The organism is Microbacterium sp. Root280D1, from assembly GCF_001428975.1.
In the GTDB taxonomy this organism is placed as follows: Bacteria; Actinomycetota; Actinomycetes; order Actinomycetales; family Microbacteriaceae; genus Microbacterium.
Genome location: NZ_LMJK01000001.1, coordinates 789,757 through 808,365, shown reverse-complemented (window position 1 = coordinate 808,365; position 18,609 = coordinate 789,757). Strand labels below are relative to the sequence as shown.

14 protein-coding genes are annotated in these 18,609 nt (G+C 66.8%); 7 read left to right on the top strand and 7 right to left on the bottom strand.

Features of this window, described 5'->3' with window-relative positions:
* Positions 1 to 112: 112 nt before the first annotated feature.
* The 6 genes from ASE34_RS03905 to ASE34_RS03880 all read right to left on the bottom strand — a co-directional run bounded on the left by ASE34_RS03905 (position 113) and on the right by ASE34_RS03880 (position 4,081).
* A complete protein-coding gene (locus ASE34_RS03905; protein WP_150115151.1) occupies positions 113 to 397 on the bottom strand; it encodes a hypothetical protein in 285 nt (94 codons plus the stop codon).
* Between the two features lie 158 nt (positions 398 to 555).
* A complete protein-coding gene (locus ASE34_RS03900) occupies positions 556 to 807 on the bottom strand; it encodes a hypothetical protein (protein WP_056276725.1) in 252 nt (83 codons plus the stop codon).
* On the bottom strand, positions 804 to 1,598 hold the full coding sequence (gene tatC, locus ASE34_RS03895) for a twin-arginine translocase subunit TatC (RefSeq protein ID WP_321163932.1): 795 nt from the start codon (positions 1,596 to 1,598) through the stop codon (positions 804 to 806). The genes ASE34_RS03900 and tatC overlap by 4 nt, the downstream gene beginning before the upstream one ends.
* A 3-nt stretch (positions 1,599 to 1,601) precedes the next feature.
* Positions 1,602 to 1,844, bottom strand: coding sequence for a twin-arginine translocase TatA/TatE family subunit (locus ASE34_RS03890; protein ID WP_056276723.1), 243 nt, complete (start codon positions 1,842 to 1,844; stop codon positions 1,602 to 1,604).
* A gap of 42 nt (positions 1,845 to 1,886) precedes the next feature.
* Positions 1,887 to 2,861 carry an intradiol ring-cleavage dioxygenase gene (locus ASE34_RS03885; protein ID WP_056276720.1) on the bottom strand — a complete coding sequence of 325 codons (975 nt, stop codon included), beginning with the start codon at positions 2,859 to 2,861 and terminating at the stop codon, positions 1,887 to 1,889.
* Positions 2,862 to 2,950: 89 nt separating this feature from the next.
* Positions 2,951 to 4,081: a low temperature requirement protein A gene (locus tag ASE34_RS03880; protein ID WP_056276717.1), complete on the bottom strand. Its 1,131-nt coding sequence runs from the start codon at positions 4,079 to 4,081 to the stop codon at positions 2,951 to 2,953.
* Between the two features lie 353 nt (positions 4,082 to 4,434).
* Here ASE34_RS03880 and ASE34_RS03875 point away from each other — a divergent pair, with 353 nt between their 5' ends.
* The 7 genes from ASE34_RS03875 to ASE34_RS03845 all read left to right on the top strand — a co-directional run bounded on the left by ASE34_RS03875 (position 4,435) and on the right by ASE34_RS03845 (position 15,936).
* The gene (locus ASE34_RS03875; protein ID WP_056276714.1) at positions 4,435 to 5,967 is read left to right on the top strand and encodes a sugar transferase; all 1,533 of its coding nucleotides are present in this window, start codon (positions 4,435 to 4,437) and stop codon (positions 5,965 to 5,967) included.
* 98 nt (positions 5,968 to 6,065) lie between these two features.
* Entirely contained in the window at positions 6,066 to 7,214 is a 1,149-nt protein-coding gene (locus tag ASE34_RS03870; protein WP_056276710.1) for a DUF1972 domain-containing protein, read from the top strand.
* On the top strand, positions 7,211 to 8,326 hold the full coding sequence (locus ASE34_RS03865; protein ID WP_053098702.1) for a Gfo/Idh/MocA family protein: 1,116 nt from the start codon (positions 7,211 to 7,213) through the stop codon (positions 8,324 to 8,326). The genes ASE34_RS03870 and ASE34_RS03865 overlap by 4 nt, the downstream gene beginning before the upstream one ends.
* Positions 8,327 to 8,328: 2 nt before the next feature.
* Positions 8,329 to 9,216, top strand: coding sequence for a hypothetical protein (locus tag ASE34_RS03860; protein ID WP_200955152.1), 888 nt, complete (start codon positions 8,329 to 8,331; stop codon positions 9,214 to 9,216).
* 1 nt (position 9,217) lies between these two features.
* Entirely contained in the window at positions 9,218 to 10,363 is a 1,146-nt protein-coding gene (locus ASE34_RS03855; RefSeq protein ID WP_056276707.1) for a glycosyltransferase family 4 protein, read from the top strand.
* Positions 10,364 to 10,541: 178 nt separating this feature from the next.
* Positions 10,542 to 11,159 (top strand): DUF4352 domain-containing protein, encoded by a 618-nt coding sequence (locus ASE34_RS03850; RefSeq protein WP_056276703.1) that lies wholly within the window; start codon positions 10,542 to 10,544, stop codon positions 11,157 to 11,159.
* A gap of 64 nt (positions 11,160 to 11,223) precedes the next feature.
* Complete coding sequence (locus tag ASE34_RS03845) at positions 11,224 to 15,936, top strand: PKD domain-containing protein (protein ID WP_056276700.1); 4,713 nt, start codon at positions 11,224 to 11,226, stop codon at positions 15,934 to 15,936.
* Positions 15,937 to 15,994: 58 nt separating this feature from the next.
* On the opposite strand, the gene ASE34_RS03840 is transcribed toward ASE34_RS03845, so the two are convergent.
* A complete protein-coding gene (locus ASE34_RS03840) occupies positions 15,995 to 18,394 on the bottom strand; it encodes a right-handed parallel beta-helix repeat-containing protein (protein ID WP_157538076.1) in 2,400 nt (799 codons plus the stop codon).
* Between the last annotated feature and the right edge of the window lie 215 nt (positions 18,395 to 18,609).

Sequence of the window (18,609 nt, the reverse complement as noted above, 5' to 3'; positions counted from 1 at the left end):
TGAAGCCCAAGGCAGATCGCCGAACGCTTAACTCAGGCTAACCCTGCCCTCATGCGATTTGGGGAATACATCAGCATCCCTTGCCGATTCACAGTTCCCCCGCATGGAACGGTCAGGCGCGTGCGCGACGCGGTCGGCTGCGGAGGGCGCGGCGAAAGGGAGAGGTGAGGCTGCGCGGGCGAGATCTCGGCGCATTCGCGCTCTCGAGGGCGTCACGGGCGGCATCCAGCGACTCGAACGAGCCGAGGTCGTCACCGCGCTGGTCGCGGGCGACATGCGCGGTGCCGTCGAATTCGACGAACCCGGCGAACTCGCCGCCGCGGGTCGCGACGTGCACATCTGTGTCGGCCTGTTTCCAGGTCAACGGATCGGAAGGAGGAAAAGTGGTCGTGCTCATGGTGATACTCATTGCTGTGTGACGGGCACGCGTTGTCGCGACCCGCAAGATGTGAGATCGAAGGCGGATGCCGCGCGCATCGATGCGCTTGGTCCGTAATGGCCCTGATCAGTGGCTCCGTGGTGGCCTAGAGGGCGGCCAGAACTCACGTTGCTCCATCAGTCTAGCAGGTCGGCGCCGCGCACGCGGGCCTCCGCCTCAACGGGCTCCCACACGCGCCGTGGATGACCGGACGATCCAGCCACGATCCAGCGCCCCTCGGGCTCCGGCTGCGGGGCCTCAGCGGCTTTCGAGCCGTCCGACTCCTCCCCCGCATCCCACGCCTCGCGGATGATCTGCCTCGGGTCGTACCGCCGGGGATCCACGGCGGTCCATTCCTGGCGGATGCTCGCCACTCCGAACATCGTCATGCCTCCGTTGTGCCGACGGCCGACTCCCCGACCCTGCGATCATGCAGCCATGCGAGCAGCAGGGCGATCAGGAACAGCAGGGTCATGGGAATCGCGATCAGGAACATCGACAGCACGTCGGCCGCGGGGGTCACGACCGCACTGAAGAGGACGATCGCGACGACGACGAGACGCCAGCTCCGCGCGATCGCCGCCGCCGACACGACACCGAGCAGGTTGAGCATCACGACGAACACCGGGAGCACGAAGGCGACCCCGGTCGCGAGCACGATCTTGAGGATGAAGTCGACGTAGTACGACGCCTGCAGCAGCGTGCTGTCCTCGGTCGAGGCGAAGCTCGCGAGCAGCTCGACCATGTGGGGGAAGAGAAGGAAGCCCATCAGGCATCCGCCGATGAACAGGGGAACGGATGCCGCCAGGAAGCCGAACGTGTACCTCTTCTCTCTGGTGGTCAGACCCGGAGCGAGGAACGCGAGCAGCTCGTGCATCCAGACGGGACTCGACAGCGCGACACCGGCGAAGAGCGCGATCTTGAGCCGAAGGTCGAAAGCCCCGATGATGCTGTCGTAGTTGAGGCTCGCATCGCGCGATTCGGCGAGCGCACTGATCGGTGCTCGCACGACCTCGAGGATCTGGTCCGAGAGGAGATACCCGGCGACCACCCCGGTCAGGAGCGCCGCCGTCGCACGGAACGAGCGCGTGCGCGCCTCCCGCAGGTGCGAGGACAGCGGCATCCGGGCCAGGGCGGGCGCGGTGCTCGCCTCGACGGCATCAGCGGCGAGCGAGGACACGGTTTACTCCGCGGGCCGCAGGACGGGCTGCGGGAGGTCTGCGGACTCCCGAGCGTCGACACGGTCCCGGCCCCTCGGCGTCGGCTCGACCCGTGCCTCGTTCGAAGGCTCGGCGACCTCCGATCTGAGGATGCGCATCGACTGGCCGACGCTCTTGGCGAGGGCGGGGAGCTTCGCGGCGCCGAAGACGAGGACGACGATCGCGAGGATGATCAGGGCGTGCCACCCTGTGAGGTTCTGGAGCATGGTCTCTGTTCTTTCGCGTGGAGGGGTTGTCGGGGTTCGGGTTCAGTCGGACGGCGGCTCGCCGCCACCACCGGGGCCGCCCGCGCCGCCCGACGGCGCGGAGCCTGCGCCGGGCGTCGTGGCCGTGTCGACGCCGACCACGAGCGTCGCGGTGTATCCGCTGCCGCCGCGGGTGACAGCGGCCAGCTGAAGGGCGCCGGAGTCGTCGCCGAAGACGTTGTCGCCGGAGAGGCTCGTCTGCGACAGGTTCTGCGTCGAGCCCGGGTAGCGGGAATCGGCGTAGACGGTGGCGCAGACATCTTCGGGCAGTGCCAGCTGGGACGTGGCGATGGCGTTGGCCGAGTCGGTGATCGAGGCGAGGTCGGGGTAGACCTCGAAGTGGATGTGCGGCCAGCGGCCCGAATAGCAGCCGGGGAAGATCGACGTGAACGAGACCTTCCCCTCGGCATCCGCCACCTGCACTCCACGGAGGTAGGTGACATCCTCGAGCCCCGACGAGTACATCGAGTACTCCCCCTCAGCCGTGCAGTGCCATGCGTACACCGCGACGCCCTCGAAGGGGACGCTGCCGTTCGCGAGGTCGACCACCTGGAACTCGAAGGTCAGCGGGATGCCGTCGGCTGTCGCCGACCCGTCGATCGACGTCGTGATGTCCTGTCGCACGATGCCCGAATCCTCGAGGACGTCCGGTCCGTTCGATCCGTCTCCGGGGTAGGGACCTGCGGTCTCGTCGGGTATCTCGCCGGCCGCTGTCGCGGTCGACGATCCGGACGTCGTCCCCGTATCGCTCGTCGATGTCGACTCGCTCGTGCTGCCGCTGCCCGACGGGGCGCACGCGGCGAGCACCATCGCGCCCACCCCGAGTCCGGCGAGTCCGAGAATGCCGCGGCGCGTCACCAGGGTGCGGATGTCGAAGGCGGCGCCCTGATCCACGACCTCCTCATCGGCACGGTCGAGCAGCCGCCCCTCGTAGGTCGGGCCCTCAGGGGTCTGTAGGGGTTCGGGGATGCGGCTCATGATCGTGCTCCTCTCGATGTGGATGGGTGTCGATGTACCCATGGTCACGGAGGAGACGATCAGCGAGCTATGCCGCGTCTATGCAGAATCTATGGCTCTCGACGCACCGGCGGATGGAGGACGAGGACGACCACGATCACCACGAGAACGAGGGCGCTGACCGCGACAGGGATGGGCAGCACGGCGTCGAGGAGGACGACAGCCGCACCGACCGGCACGACGGTGTTCACCACCCTGTCGGCGTTCTCGCGGATCGCGATCCACCAGACGCCGAGCAGGAAGATCGCGATCGGGATGGTCACGGTGAACGACGCCTGGATGGTGGAGAGATGGCTCTCCCCTATCAGGACGTCGAGTTCGACCTCGATGCCCGCCGAGAAGGCGGCGGCCGCGGCGAAGACGAGATAGTGCGTGTACCCGTAGCGGAGCGAGCGGCCGAACGTCGTGATCGCCCTGTGGTGCGGCGCCCAGAAGTAGATCCACCAGAGAGACGCGGTCACGACCAGGGTCAGCACGGAGATCGAGATGAGAGGGACGAAGGAGTCGAGTTCGTTCTTCGCGTCGATGATCGCATTGGCGGAGGCGAGGAGGCTCTCGCCGAGCACGATCAGGGTGAACAGCCCGTAGCGCTCGGTGATGTGATGCGGATGCCAGGGCGTCTGTCTGCGGTGCTCGGCGAACACGGGCACGCTGACCTCGACGAGAGCGAAGATCACGAAGGCCACGAGCTGGAGGGGGCCCGACGGGATGAGCAGGAAGAGCACCCAGAGCACCTGCACACCGGCGATCCCGATGGCGTACCGACGCGCGGCGGCCTTGAGATCTCCCGCACCGCGGGACGCCCGGAGCCACTGCGCGATCATGGCCACACGCATGACGATGTAGCCGATCACCGGGACGGTGAAGTCCCCCTCCTCGAACGCCGCAGGGATGCCGGCAGCGAGCACGAGCACCCCGCCCATCTGGATGATGGTGGTGACGCGATACAACCAGTCGTCTGTGTCGAAGGAGGTGGCGAACCAGGTGAAGTTCATCCACGCCCACCACACCGCGAAGAACACCATCGCGTAGGAGGTGATTCCGTGCACGAAGTCGCCGTGGCTCAGCGCGTGGTGCAGCTGGGCCGAGGCGATGCTCACCGCGACGACGAAGACGAGATCGAAGAACAGCTCGAGCGTGCTGGCCGTGCGATGAGGCTGAGCCGGATCCCTCGGCAGCATGCGGCTGAGACGGAATCGAGGCGCTGAAGTGGTGGTCACGCGGTCAGAATATCGGGGCCATTCTCCGACTAAGCAGATGTACCGGAATACAGGTTGATCCACTCCCGTGAATTATCTTCCCCTGAACGTTTGGTTCCGCTAGAGTGAACGAAGTCTGCAGTGCCTGCTGCCAGCACCACCGTGTGGGACGGTGACCGCAACCCGTGATGTGGGATCACGGATGCAGCAGGACCCGAGGGGTCGGGAACGCAGACGATGCCATGGACGTGGGGTCCGTGGTCTGGGGAATATCTGGGGATAACTATGGCGCACTGGGGAATTCTGCGTACATTCACGGCTCAAGGGGCCTCGGCATGACTTCCGTCGAGGATGCTCTGAGCATCACTCGCGCGGGTTCGGTCTTCACGCCGGTCTCTGCTCCGCGAGCCGCGAAGTCGGTCACGCGCACGGTGGTCACACCGCGCGTGTCCGCAACGCTGGAGCGACGTCGCCAGTGGGAGCGGCGTTATCGGATGCGACTGCGGATCACGGATGCTGGGGTCATCCTGTTCGCGGTCGGAATCACAGCAGCGGTCCAGGTGATGACCGGTGTCGCAGGGGAAGAGGCCCTGCGCAACGGCATTCTGCTGGCCACGCTCTGGTATCTGATGCTCGGCGCGCTGCACACCCGTGACGCAGCGCTGTTCCGCGCCAGCGCCACCGAGTACCGCGGTGTGGCACACGCGAGTGGATTGGCGTTCGGGATCATCGCCATGCTCAGCGTCGTGCTCGGCTGGCAGACGATGCAGCTCGTGCTGCTCGTCGGCCTGCCGCTCGGTGTCCTCACACTGCTCGTCACGCGCTGGGCGTGGCGGCACTGGCTGACGGCGCAGCGTGCGCGAGGTCGTTTCGCCTCGCGCACGCTCGTCGTCGGCAACCGCGACGACGTCGAGTACGTCATCCGCACCCTGCACCCGATCGGCGCCTCCGGGTACCAGGTGGTGGGCGCGACGCTGCTCGACGGCAACGCGCGAGATGTCGAAGCACGCGGCGAGCAGTTCCCGGTGCTCGGCAACGTCAACTCCGTCTCCACCGTGGCTGCCGAACTGGGCGCCGACACGATCATCGTCGCAAGCCGCCCAGACGGCGAGCCCGACTTCGTGAAGCACCTCAGCTGGCAGCTCGAGGGCACCGCCGCAGAGCTCGTGCTCTCGAGCCGCCTCACCGATGTCGCGGGCCCGCGCATCTCCTTCGCTCCTGTCGAAGGTCTTCCGCTGATCCAGGTGCAGATCCCCTCGTACGAGGGCGGTCAGCACGTGCTGAAGCGCGCACTCGACATCGCCGTCGCGTCCGTCGCTCTCATCCCGATCGCACTCATCACGCCGATCCTCGCGCTCCTCGTCAAGCTGGACTCGCCCGGACCGCTGTTCTTCTCGCAGGAGCGCGTCGGTCGCGACGGTCGCACCTTCAAGATCATGAAGTTCCGCTCGATGAAGACCGACGCCGAGCAGCAGCTCGCGACGCTCAAGGAGCAGAACCAGGGAGCGGGCCTGCTGTTCAAGATGAAGGACGACCCCCGCGTCACGCGGGTGGGCAGGATCCTGCGCAAGCTGTCTCTCGACGAGCTGCCGCAGTTCTGGAACGTCCTCATCGGCGACATGAGCGTCGTGGGTCCGCGCCCGCCGCTGCCCACCGAGGTCACCGCCTACGACGGCACCGTGTTCCGTCGGCTCTACATCAAGCCGGGCATCACGGGCCTGTGGCAGGTCTCCGGGCGCAGCGATCTCTCGTGGGACGAGAGCGTTCGCCTCGACCTGCGCTACGTCGAGAACTGGTCGGTCATGAACGACCTGCAGATCATGTGGCGCACCGCCAAGGTCATGGTCCAGCCCAGCGGGGCATACTAGGTACAGAACACTGTGGTTCGGTCTGCCGGGGAGGCGGATGCAGGGCCGTGATGCAGTGAAATGGGTGCGGGAGCACCCGACATGAGGGGGAAATCACCGTGCCATCAACCGTTCGGATACTTGGCACCCACGGCGTTCCTGCCGCCTATGGCGGCTTCGAGACGGCGGCCGAGAACGTCGGTCTGTATCTTCGCGATCAGGGGTGGAACGTCATCGTCTACTGCCAGCTCCCGGGCGAGGGTCCGACCACGGTCGACGACTGGAACGGTCTCCAGCGCGTGCTCGTGCACGAGCCACGTGAAGGCTGGAAGGGCACGTCGGCATTCGACCTGACCACGATCCGTCACGCGATGCGCGAGCACATCGACGGCGACGTCTGGCTGACCTTCGGCTACAACACCGGTGTCTTCGACGTCATCCCGCGGCTTCGGCGGATCCCCAACGTCATCAACATGGACGGCATGGAGTGGACACGCAAGCGCTGGGGCATCGTCAAGCAGGGAATCCTGCTGGCGAACGAGCGTCTCGCCGGCTGGGTCGGCGATGTGCTGATCGCCGACCACCCCGTGATCGCGACGTATCTGCGGCGCCACTTCGGCACGCGGCGCGTTCAGACCATCACCTATGGCGCCCACGAGGTCGTCGATGCTCCGACCGCACCCGTCGAGGAACTCGGCCTCGTGCCCGGCAGGTACGCGACCGTCGTCTGCCGACCGATCCCCGAGAACTCCGTTCTCGAGATCGTGCAGGCGTGGTCGGCCACCTCACGGGGAATGCCGTTGGTGGTCGTCGGCCCCTACGGCGAGGACGACCCTTACCACGTGGCTGTGCGGGCGGCGGCATCCGATGAGGTGCTCTTCCCCGGTGCCATCTTCGAGCCGGAGCGGATGCGGTCGCTCCGCTTCCACTCCGCTCTCTATCTGCACGGTCACACTGTCGGTGGGACCAACCCCTCGCTCGTCGAGGCCATGGCCGCGGGCAACCCCGTGATCGCTCACGACAACTCTTACAACACCTGGGTCGCAGGACCCGACAACGCCTACTTCACCGGAGCCGACGATCTCGCCGGCCTGCTCGACGACGTGCTCTCCGATGACAGCAGACGGCAGCGCATGGGCGCCGCCAGCCGCGACAGGTTCCACGCGGAATTCACCTGGACCAAGATCGGCGCCGAGTACGAGAAGGCGCTACGGACGGCACTCGCGCGACGAGGCCATACGCATCAGCAGACAGGGGTAAACGCATGATCGATGTCGCGGTAGTCGGACTGGGGAAGATGGGACTGTCCCACCTGTCGATGATCAAGGCCCACCCAGACGTGAATCTCGTCGGAGTGTGCGATGCGACGGGGTACCTTCTCGACATCCTCGCGAAGTACACGGGGGTCACGACATACAAGGACCTCGACAAGATGCTCGACGAGGCTCGTCCGCAGGCAATCATCATCGCGACGCCGACGCACCTGCACGCCGGCATGATCCGGCGGGCGCTCGAACGCGGCATCCACGTGTTCTGCGAGAAGCCTCTGGTCATCGACCCCGCTGACAGCATCGAGCTCACCGCACTCGCCGAGCAGAAGGGTCTGGTCACACAGGTCGGTTACCACAATCGGTTCGTCGGCGCCTTCCGCGAAGTCAAGCGACTCCTCGACCTCGACGCGATCGGCACCGTGAACACCGCGCTCGCCGAGGCGTACGGCCCCGTCGTGCTCAAGCCCGCCGGGCGCACCTGGCGAAGCGAGCGAGCGACCGGTGGAGGGTGCCTCTACGACTACGCGGCGCATCCGCTCAACCTCCTCACCTGGTACCTGGGCACACCGGAGTCGGTGAGCGGCAGTCAGCTGACGAGCATCTTCTCCGCCCAGATCGACGACGCTGTCGCGAGCACTCTGCACTACCCCGACGGCACGGCGCAGATCATCTCCAACTGGTCTGACGAGTCGCAGCGCAAGATGACCACCAAGATCACGCTGTGGGGCACCAACGGTCGCATCTACGCAGACCGCCAGGAGATCCACGTCTACCTGCGAGACACGGCGACGATCCCCGAGGGATACCGTGTCGGTTGGAACGTCCGATACACCACCGAGCTCACCGAGGCACCGTGGTTCTATCTGCGCGGCGAGGAATACAGCGCCCAGCTCGACTCGTTCGTGCAGCGTGCGCAGGCCGGTGCGTCCGCCGGCACGAACGACTTCGCGTCGGCCGCGGTCACCGACAGGGTGATCTCCATGATCAGCGAGGACGCGGTGCGCGAGGACTCGCGCCTCACCTCTGACGCAGCATCCGATCTCGCAGTGAACACCGCACCGAAGGGGCGCATCGCGGCGGCATTGACCGCGCTGCGCGGAGGGAAATGACCATGACGACAACCACTCGAACGATGGACCGGCTGCTGTTCGGTGACAACCAGTTCTTCGGCGTCAATCACATGTCAGAAGAGAAGGCACGGGCGCAGCAGATGCGCTTCCAGGACACAGACGCCATCATGAGCGTCCTCGACGCCGCGTACGACGAGGGTGTCCACACCTTCATGTGCACCACTCACGACCGGATCGCCGAGGTGACGGACCACGTCCGCGCGCACCCCGATCGTTACTCGGACATGACCTTCTTCCCGTGTATGCCGTATGCGCACAAGTACGCCAATGCGGTGACGGAAGACGGCTTCCTCGGCGCAATCCGCAAGTTCCTCCCGGAGGAGGGACTCCTCGACAGCATCGCTCGCGGCACCTCCTCGCTCGCCCGCAAAGACATCGAGGGCGTGACGACGCTGCTCATCGACGCCGAGATGAAGATGTTCGAGGGCCTCGACACCCCCGTCATCTGGCTTCAGAACGTGGTCGTCGATCTGCTCTCGGGACTGGGCTTCACCGACGCGTTCCGCATCTTCGCCGATCACGTGCGCAAGCGCTACAACGCGGAACCCGGGTTCATCACGATGAACCTGCCTCGCCTGCTCGACGACCTCGACAAGGCCGGCGTCGAGAACCCGATCGTGTGCTCGAACATCAACAAGCTCGGCTTCCGTATGTCCGGGGGCGTCGACGCGTACCGCGAGGCGATGGACAAGCGCCCGTTCCGCGCGGTCGCGATGTCGGTGTATGCCAGCGGTGCCATCCCGCCGCGGGAGGCCATCGAATGGGTGACCTCGCTACCGAATCTCGAGTCGATCGTCTTCGGCGCATCGAGCAGGGCGAACATCGCGTCGACAGTGAGTCTGGTCGACGAATACTGGCCGCAGCGCTGACATGCCCACCGGTGATCCCAACGTCGTCCTGATCGCGAACCCCGGTGCCGACCTCTACGGCTCCGATCGGATGGTGCTCGAGACCGTGCGGGCTCTCGTAGGTGCGGGGCGACGAGTCGTCGTCACCGTGCCGGCTTCGGGACCTCTCGTGCCGCTGCTCACGCAGGCGGGTGCCGAGGTGGTCGAATGCTCGACTCCCATCGTGCGCAAGGGCCTGTTGAGTCCGCGCGGGCTGATCAGCCTGTTCGTCACCGCTCTGAGGTCGATCGGACCGGGCCTCCGACTGATCCGGCGCGTCGACCCCGGCGCCGTGATCGTGAACACGATCACTCCCCCGCTGTGGATCGCCCTGGCCCGGTGGAGCCGCCGGCTGACCGTGTGCCATGTCCATGAGGGTGAAGGCTCCGTGTCGGGCATCCTGCGACGCGCGCTCTATCTTCCACTCGTGTTCAGCCATCGGGTGATCGCGAACAGCGATTTCACAAGGCGTGTCCTCGCCGAGGCCGCGCCTCGGGTGCGCTCGCGCACTGTGGTGGTGCACAATGCCGTTCCGGGGCCGCCAGAGGTCGTGCCACCGCGTTCGTCCCTCGTCGCGCCGACCCGCCTTCTGTACGTCGGTCGTCTCTCTCACCGCAAGGGTGTGCATGTCGCGGTCGATGCGCTCGACATCCTCGTCCGCGGTCGCCGGGACGCCCGCCTCGACATCGTCGGAGCCGTCTTCCCGGGCAACGAGTCCTACCTCGAGGAGCTGCACGCTCGCATCGAGCAGCGCGGACTCGGCGAGCGCGTATCCTTCCTCGGCTTCAAGGCCTCCGTGTGGGACGACCTGGCCCGCACAGATCTCGCGCTCGTCACCTCTTTGGTCGACGAGACGTTCGGGAACACCGCTGTCGAGGCCGCGCTGTCCGCGCGCCCCGCAGTCGTGAGCAGGGTCGGGGGTCTGCCCGAGGCTGTCAGCGCCTCGCAGAGCGCCACGCTCGTCACCCCCGGCGACGCCGCCGAACTGGCTGCGACCATCGCCGCGAAGATCGACGACTGGCCCGCGCAGGCTCGGCTCGCACTGGCGGATTCCGTCGCCGTTGCTGAGGCGTTCTCGACTGCGCGCTATTCGGACGGCATCCTGGCCGCGCTTGCGCTGAAGGTCTAGCGAACGCTATCCACAGGTCTCTTGTCCCCCATCCGGTGGACATGATATGATCTCGCCACTGGGGATAGTGTCATTTGGGGATGACACAAGCTGACCGATCCGTTCTGAACGGATCGATGTCGGCAACCCTGATTGGGGAATCTGGGGATCGACAATCATGATGATTGCGCGTACAAGCATGTCCATCGCGACCCTCGCGCTCTGCGTGAGCCTGGTCGCTTGCACCGGCAGCAGCGAGGCACCGAGCGGCGGAGGGCCGTCGGCGAATCCGTCGGCGACGTCCGCTTCGGATCCGACCGCGGGCGCCGTAGCACCGAGCGAGTCCGACGGGCCGTCTCCGGACGAACCGGTCGCGAAGATCGAGAGGGCGGGCCAGTCGGGCGACCCGAGCGTGAAGGCGGATCCCGCCCGCACCTCGGATGCGGTGTCCTATGACGACGGCGTGAGCGTCGCGATCGACGATGTCACGTTCGCAGCCGAGACGGCGCAGGGCCCCGGGAGCTTCCCGGACCGCGAGTACGCCCGCCTGACGATCACGATCGACAACGGCTCCTCGCAGGCGATCGACCTCGGCACCTCCGTGCTGACATTGCTCGACGCTAACGGCGCGACCGCCGTGCGCGTATACGCCGCAGAGGCTGAGACCGTCGACCTCGCCGGTGTCCTGGCAGCCGGAGAGAGCGCCACCGCCGCGTACGCCTTCGCCGTTCCCGCCGATGCGCGCGACGAGGTCACGCTGGTCGTCGACTTCGACGGCGACCATACATCCGCAATCTTCCGCGGAGGGCTCGACTGACATGTCATCACTGAGCCCGCGCGCCACCACTCGACTCGACCGCATCTCAGAACGAGGAACTTCCATGACACGCACCGCCCGCGGAGCAGATCGTCTCCGTCGCGTGATCGCCGCGATCGCCACCGCGGCCACGGCGCTCGCCATGATCGCTTTCATCGCGATGCCGACCGAGTCGGCATCCGCTGACACCCCCGGCCAGCCCGACACCGTCACCGCCGACGTCCTGCCGACGTGGCAGATCAACGGCGTCGTATGGAGCCAGGCGGTCGCCGGGAACACCGTGTACGTCACGGGCAGCTTCACCAAGGCGCGTCCGCCGGGGGTCGCCGTCGGCGGCCCCGGCGAGATCGACGCGAACAACGTGTTCGCCTTCGACATCACCACCGGCAACCCGGTGCCCAACTTCAACCATGCCTTCGACGGCCAGGGCCTCGTCGTGCGGGTCACCCCCGACGGCAAGACGGTCTACTTCGGCGGCGACTTCACCGCTGTCGACGGACAGGCTCGCGCGCATGTGGCCTCGTTCGACGTCGCAACGGGTGCGATGCTCGATTGGGCACCGCGCGCTGACGGACAGGTACGCGGTTTCGCGTTCGCCGGTGACACGGTCTACGTCGGCGGCAACTTCCGCTCCAGCGGGGGGCAACCGCGCAGCGAGCTGGCCGCCTGGAGCAGCACGACCAAGGCGATCCTCCCGTGGGCTCCGTCTGCCGCCGGCGACGGATTCGTCTGGGACATGCTGATGAGTCCCGACGCGTCCCGCGTCATCATCGGAGGCTCCTTCACGACGCTCAACGGCGCGTCCGCCTACGGCATGGCATCGATCGACGCCGCGTCGGGCACCGCCCTTCCGTGGGCCGCGACCGACAAGATCAAGACGGCCGGCCTCAATGGCGCGATCTCGAGCCTCAGCACTGACGGCACCCAGGTCTACGGGACGGGCTATGCCTTCGGCGCTGGAGCGTCGTTCGAGGGAACATTCGCTGCGGACCCGTACACGGGCTCGATCAACTGGGTCAACGACTGCCTCGGCGACACCTACGGCTCGTTCCCCAGGGACGGGGTGCTGTACTCCGTCTCGCACAAACACGACTGCAGTGTGGTCGGAGCGTTCGGCGACACGAACCCGCGTTCACGCTGGACCAAGGCCATCGCCGAGAGCACGACACCCACGGGCGTCATCACCAAGAAGGACGCCTACGGCTGGGACTTCACCGGACTCCCGTACACCGAGCAGCTGAACTGGTACCCCGACCTCGAGTTCGGCACCTACACCAGCTCTCGCCAGGCGGCCTGGTCAGTGACCGGCAACGCGAACTACGTGGTGCTCGGCGGCGAGTTCCCGAAGGTGAACAACGTCGCTCAGCAGGGGCTCGTCCGCTTCGGCAAGACGAGCGTCTCGCCGCACGCGGTCGGCCCGGTGTACAACGCGGGCCTCACACCGGCTCCGTACTCGAACGAGTCCGGCGTCGTGCGCGTGCCGTTCACCAGTGTCTGGGATCGTGACAACGCCACGATCACGTACGACGTCTTCCGCAGCCCGTCGGTGAAGATCGCGACCTTCACGCGCAGCGACGGCCGCTTCTGGAACCTCCCGGACCTCAGCATCACCGACACCGGGCAGGCGCCCGGAGCGCAGGTGCGCTACCAGGTCAGGGCCAAGGACGCAGACGGCAACGTCCAGTGGAGCGCGTGGTCGCCCTACGTCACCGTGTCGAGCACGCCGACCGCTGCATACCGCGCGGCAGTGCGAGCGAGCGGAGCCGAGCATTACTGGCGCCTCGATGAGACCACGGGAACCCGCCTCAAGGACGACATCGGAAACGCAGCGGGCACTGCGACAGGCCTCACGCTCGGCTCGAGCGGCGCGATGACGAACGACACGAACGCGGCCATCACCTCCGCGGGCGGCAGCTCACCGAAGATGACGACGCAGGACGTCAACGCCGCGCCCGCCGCAGTCACCGTCGAAGCCTGGGTGAAGACCACGAACACCAGGGGCGGACGAATCGTCGGCTTCGGCGACTCGGCCACCGGCACCTCGACCTCGGGCACCACCGATCGCGTGCTCTACCTCGACGCCTCGGGGCGAGCGAACTTCGCGATCAACGACGGCTCCTACCGCACGATCTACAGCCGGACCGCCGTGAACGACGGCAACTGGCACCACATCGTGGGTACCGTCGGCAGTGAGGGGATGCAGCTCTTCGTCGACGGCAAGCGCGTCGACCGCGACCAGGCCAGAACCTCGCCGAGGATCTACGACGGGTATTGGCGCATCGGCGCCGACCAGACCAACGGCTTCACCAACAAGCCGACCAACGCGGGACTCGCGGGAACGATCGACGACGTCGCCGTGTATCCGGCGGCCCTGAGCCCGTCGGACATCCAGTCGCACTACCTCGCGAGCGGGCGTTCCGCAGCCTGGACCTCGACTCCGACGGATGTCTACGGCGCCGCCGTATCCACGGACAAGCCTGACCTGTTCTGGCGTCTCAACGAGACCGTTGCGGGAAGCATCGTCGATTCGGCGACCGGCGGCACGACCGGAAACCTCTCCGGCACCGTGACCCGGGGGCAGGCATCCGCGATCGGGGCCGGCACGGCGACCACGTTCAACGGGACGAGCGCGCTCGTCGTCGCTCAGGAGGCTTGGACGGCGCCGAGCACCTACAGCGCCGAGCTGTGGTTCAAGACGACGTCGACCAGGGGTGGGACCCTGATCGGGTTCGGGAACACGACCAGCGGACTGAGCTCGTCGTACGACCGTCACGTGGTGATGCAGAGTGACGGCAAGATCCAGTTCGGAAGCGGGCAGCCGCAGACGACGCTCGTGACCCCCACGGCTTACAACGACGGGCAGTGGCACCATGTGGTGGCCACTCAGGGCACCGGCGGCATGAAACTGTGGTTGGACACGCAGCTGGTGGGCAGCAACTCGATGGCAGGGGCTGAGAACTACCGCGGCTACTGGCGCATCGGCGCGGACCGCACCTGGGGAAGCACACTCAGCAACTACATCGCCGGCACACTCGACGAGGTCGCCGTGTACCCCACCGCTCTCTCTGAGCAGCGGGTGCGCGATCACTTCGCCGCAAGCGGCCGGACAGTGCCAGGACGTGCCCCGGTGGCAGCGTTCACATCTGCGGCGAACAAGCTGAACATCGCGGTCGATGCCAGCACCTCCACCGACGCTGACGGGGGCCCGCTCGTCTACGCCTGGAACTTCGGTGACGGCACCCTGGCGGACGGGCCGACGGCGTCGCACACCTTCGCCGCTGGCGGAACGTACACGATCACGCTCAAGGTGACGGACAGCACATCGTTGGTCAACACCCTCACGCGCGCCGTGACGGTCGCTCCGAACCAGGTCCCGACGGCAGTCGTCACCACGAACGCGGATCACCTCGACGTCGCCTTCGACGGGTCGGCATCGACGGATCCTGATGGCACGATCGCCTCGTACGCCTGGGACTTCGGCGACGGCGGGACAGGCACCGGGGCGACCGCGTCGCACAGCTACACGACGGCGGGCACATTCACCGCAACGCTCACCGTCACCGACGACAGCGGCGCCACGGCGACCGCGACTCGCACGGTGACGACGACGCTGGCGCCGAACCAGGATCCGACGGCCGCCTTCACGACGGCGACCGACATGCTCCGGATCTCGACCGACGCGTCCACGTCGGCGGACCCGGACGGCACCATCGAGTCGTACGCCTGGCAGTTCGGAGACGGTGCGACCGCGACCGGAGCCACCGCGGAGCACACGTACGCGAATGCCGGCACCTACACGGTGACGCTCACGACGACCGACAACAGAGGGGGTACCTCGACGGTCACGCACGACGTCACCGTCGCGCAGAACCAGGCACCGACCGCGGCCTTCACCACGTCGGTCGCGAACCTCACCGCCTCCGTGAACGCCTCCGGCTCCGCGGATGCCGACGGTACCGTCGCCTCCTACGCCTGGGACTTCGGAGACGGCACCTCGGGCTCGGGTTCGACAGCCACGCACGCCTACGCTGCCGGGGGCACGTACACCGTGACTTTGACGGTGACGGATGATCGAGGCGCCACTGCCACCACAACGAACGCGGTCACGGTGGCGGCTCCGCAGGTATGGGCGCAGGACGCCTTCACGCGCACGGCGACCAACGGCTGGGGCACCGCGACGACGACGGGCGGCCCATGGACCATGTTCCCGAGCAGCGCGACGGCCCTCAGCAAGTTCGCAGTCAACGGCACGGGCGGCACGGTCACGCTGTCCGCCGGCAACAACTACTCGGCATCGCTCGCCGGCTCCACGCCGTCGACGAACACCGAGGAGCGGTTCACCGTGGCGTTCAACCAGCCGTCGACCGGCGGCGGCTTCTACTTCTCGGCTCTGGGCCGTCAGATCGACAGTGGCAACGACTACCGCGCGAAGTTCCGTGTAGCCTCCACGGGCGTCGTGTCGCTGTGGCTGACGAAGACGATCGGCGGGGTCGAGACGGTCCTGTCGTCTACGACGATCCCCGGTCTCTCGGTCACCACCGCAGATCAGCTGAGCGTCAGACTGCAGGTCACCGGAACGAACCCGACCACGTTGAAGGCGAAGGTGTGGCGCACGTCGGCCACCGAACCCACCGCGTGGGCACTCACTGCCACGGATGCGACGGCGTCTCTGCAGACCGGCGGCTACGTCGGAGTGAACAGCTACCTGTCGGGGAGCGCGACGGCAGTGCCGGTCGTGTACACCTACGACGACTTCTGGTCCGGCCCGGCTCAGTAGGGGAGGCAAAGAGGCCGGGGTGCTCACGCACCCCGGCCTCTTACATGAGTACCGCCGATCAGGGGAAGCGGGCCCCGATGGTCGGCGTCGCAGAACCGAGGATCGTCGCCACCACTGCCGGGATCGTCCGAGCCGACGCGGTCACCCCGGCCAGCAGCCTTCCGGAGCGATCGGTGGCCGCACGACCTTCGATCGCGGTCGAGTTCGCATCCTGCCCGGTCGTGCCGCGGTACGTCGCCCACGTCGAGAAGACGTAGGGGTTCACGTTCTCCGCGCCGCGCGACCAGACGACGAACCAGCTGGGTGCGGCGGCACCGTTGCGCTGGACCACATTGCCGTCCGAGCGGATGTTCAGCTGCGCGGGCGTGTACCGGTGGGTGTAGTCCTCGACGCACACCGTGCAGTTGCCCGCGCTCTCACCGATGACGTTGTTGCCCATCGAGACGTCGCGGATGAGCCACGGCATCGTCGGGTCCGGGAACGGGCGCCGAGCGTTGTGTCCCGGCACCGACGCGTCAGCGGCGCTTCTGCTGTCCTGCACGATGTTGACGGCGCGGTCGCCGCCGATGATCGTGTTGTTCCAGAGGTTCACACCACCGGTGTTGTTGATCTTGACCCCGTTGCCGACGTTTCGCAGCACGAGGTTGTTGACGAAATCGATCTTCTGCGAGAGCTCGAGGAATGCCCCGGCTCCCTTGTTCTCGATGATGTCGGATCCGGCGATGCGGACGTCGTACACGGACTGGTCGAGCCAGACACCCGGTCCGTCGTTGCGCAGCAACGCGGAATCGGTCACCGTCACGCCGCGCGACTTCGCGATCTTCACTCCGCCGGACACCGGCGATGTATTGAAATGCTCGGCGTTGTTCTCGATAGCGAGCAGATCATCGATGACGAGCGCATCAGCGTAATTCGCGCCGAGGCCCATGAGGCCGTTGCGTGCGAGCGTGACATCGCGGACCGTGGCGTTCGACGACCCGACGAAGAGTCCTGTCGAGGCGTTGTCGTAGATCACGACGTTCTCAAGCGTCGCGCGCGGCGCCTCGACCGTGACGGCGCCCATCATCCACACGGACGTCGCATAGTTGCGGATGCCGATCCCCCGCACCACGGCTCCCTCGCCTCGGAGCGAGAGCGCCTTCGTCAGCGTCGAGGTCTTGACGTTGCGTCCGGTCGGATCGGTGCCGAGGTAGAGGCGGTCGTTCGCGACGTCCGTGAAGAATGTGCCCGCCTTGAGATTCGCGAGCGAGGCGACCTCCGCCTGTGCGACGCCATCGATCCAGACCTGCTCGGGATGCGCGGCCATGGGATGCGCGTCGTTCAGCCATCTCCACCCGGCCTCGGTGCCGTCGGCCTCACCCTTCGTGAACGATGGAGTGGAGTCGAAGTCGTACTTCCAGTCGGCGCTGAACCAGCGTCCGCTCGAGCCCTGCCAGTTCTTCAGCGTCGACGCCCCGTCGAACCAGACGGCCTCGCCGGGGTAGGACTGCACCGTGAGCTTCTTGCCCGCGGGGATCACGACCGACTCGTGATACGTGCCTGCCCGAAGCACGAGAGTGGCCCCGGATGCTGCACGGTCGACCGCAGTCTGCACGGTGGCGAAAGGCGCTGCGGACGACCCTGTTCCGGCGGCCGTGCCGCTGGGGCTCACGAACAGCGCACCCGATGGAACGGCGTAGTTCGTCGACCCCACCGCCGCAGAACCGGCCGCGGTGCGAGTGCCGGCAACGTTCCAGACCGGGGCTCCACCTGCGGGGGCCGCCGGAGCGGTCGGCGTCGTCGGAGCGGTCGGCGTCGTCGGGGCCGTCGGAGCGGTCGGCGTCGCCGGGGGCGTTGTCGGCTTCACCTCCTGCTTCGTCGTCACCCGAAGATCGTCGAACAGGACCGCGAGTGCGGGAGTGCTCCGCGAGACATAGAGTCGCACTCCGGTGCGGCCGGCGACCGTGAGTCGCTTCGTCGCACGGTCGGTGACGCTGAGCTTCCAGGTGGACGGCTTCACGCCCACGGCGTGCACACGCGCGTCGATGGTGACGGCGACCGTCCCCGCGAGACGGGTCTCGAGCACGAAGGGGACTCCGGCCTTGACCCGCAGGTCCGGAATCGAGGTGTGGCCGAGCGAGGTCTGCACGCCCGCGTTGACTCGGAGCGTCTCGAGAAGGATCACGCCCTTCGGGTCGACGCGCACCTGGGTCTGATAGAAGCCGTCGGCGGCGAGGCGCGACTGCAGGCTCAGGTACACGCCGGAGCCTGCAGTCGGAAGCTTCGGGAGGGTGAAGACCGTGGACTGGGTCGAGTCTCTGACCGACAGGCCGACAGGCCGAGCGGTGACCGTGGCGCCCGAGGCGGCGGCGGTCAGCTTCGCCGCGCCGTTGGCGACCGAGGCTGAGGTCACGGGTGCCGCGTCGTAGGTCGTGCCCTGGGCCGATGTGCCGAGGCCCTTGGCGACGGTACGGGTCATGGAGTCCTGAACCACGACCACGTCTGTCGTCGCCGCCGCGGCGGGTGAGACGACGACCAAGGGGAGTAGAAGTGCGGATAGGGATGCGATGAGGGGGAGGGTTTTTTTGCGCATGAGGGGGAGGCTCCGATGTGCTTCTCGTCACTGCAGGGTCGGGGTGGCAGCTACGACATCCGCCTTCGGGTGGCGGATTATCCTAGACCATAGCCTGAATT

What these genes read in the sequence shown, in the direction of transcription:
- ASE34_RS03890 (WP_056276723.1), bottom strand. Translation starts at nt 1,844, where the DNA reads ATGCTCCAGAACCTCACAGGGTGGCACGCCCTGATCATCCTCGCGATC.
- ASE34_RS03865 (WP_053098702.1), top strand. Translation starts at nt 7,211, where the DNA reads ATGATCGATGTCGCGGTAGTCGGACTGGGGAAGATGGGACTGTCCCAC.
- ASE34_RS03850 (WP_056276703.1), top strand. Translation starts at nt 10,542, where the DNA reads ATGTCCATCGCGACCCTCGCGCTCTGCGTGAGCCTGGTCGCTTGCACC.
- ASE34_RS03875 (WP_056276714.1), top strand. Translation starts at nt 4,435, where the DNA reads ATGACTTCCGTCGAGGATGCTCTGAGCATCACTCGCGCGGGTTCGGTC.
- ASE34_RS03840 (WP_157538076.1), bottom strand. Translation starts at nt 18,394, where the DNA reads ATGACCCGTACCGTCGCCAAGGGCCTCGGCACATCGGCCCAGGGCACG.
- ASE34_RS03885 (WP_056276720.1), bottom strand. Translation starts at nt 2,861, where the DNA reads ATGAGCCGCATCCCCGAACCCCTACAGACCCCTGAGGGCCCGACCTAC.
- ASE34_RS03880 (WP_056276717.1), bottom strand. Translation starts at nt 4,081, where the DNA reads ATGCTGCCGAGGGATCCGGCTCAGCCTCATCGCACGGCCAGCACGCTC.
- ASE34_RS03845 (WP_056276700.1), top strand. Translation starts at nt 11,224, where the DNA reads ATGACACGCACCGCCCGCGGAGCAGATCGTCTCCGTCGCGTGATCGCC.
- ASE34_RS03905 (WP_150115151.1), bottom strand. Translation starts at nt 397, where the DNA reads ATGAGCACGACCACTTTTCCTCCTTCCGATCCGTTGACCTGGAAACAG.
- ASE34_RS03855 (WP_056276707.1), top strand. Translation starts at nt 9,218, where the DNA reads ATGCCCACCGGTGATCCCAACGTCGTCCTGATCGCGAACCCCGGTGCC.
- ASE34_RS03900 (WP_056276725.1), bottom strand. Translation starts at nt 807, where the DNA reads ATGACGATGTTCGGAGTGGCGAGCATCCGCCAGGAATGGACCGCCGTG.
- ASE34_RS03860 (WP_200955152.1), top strand. Translation starts at nt 8,329, where the DNA reads ATGACGACAACCACTCGAACGATGGACCGGCTGCTGTTCGGTGACAAC.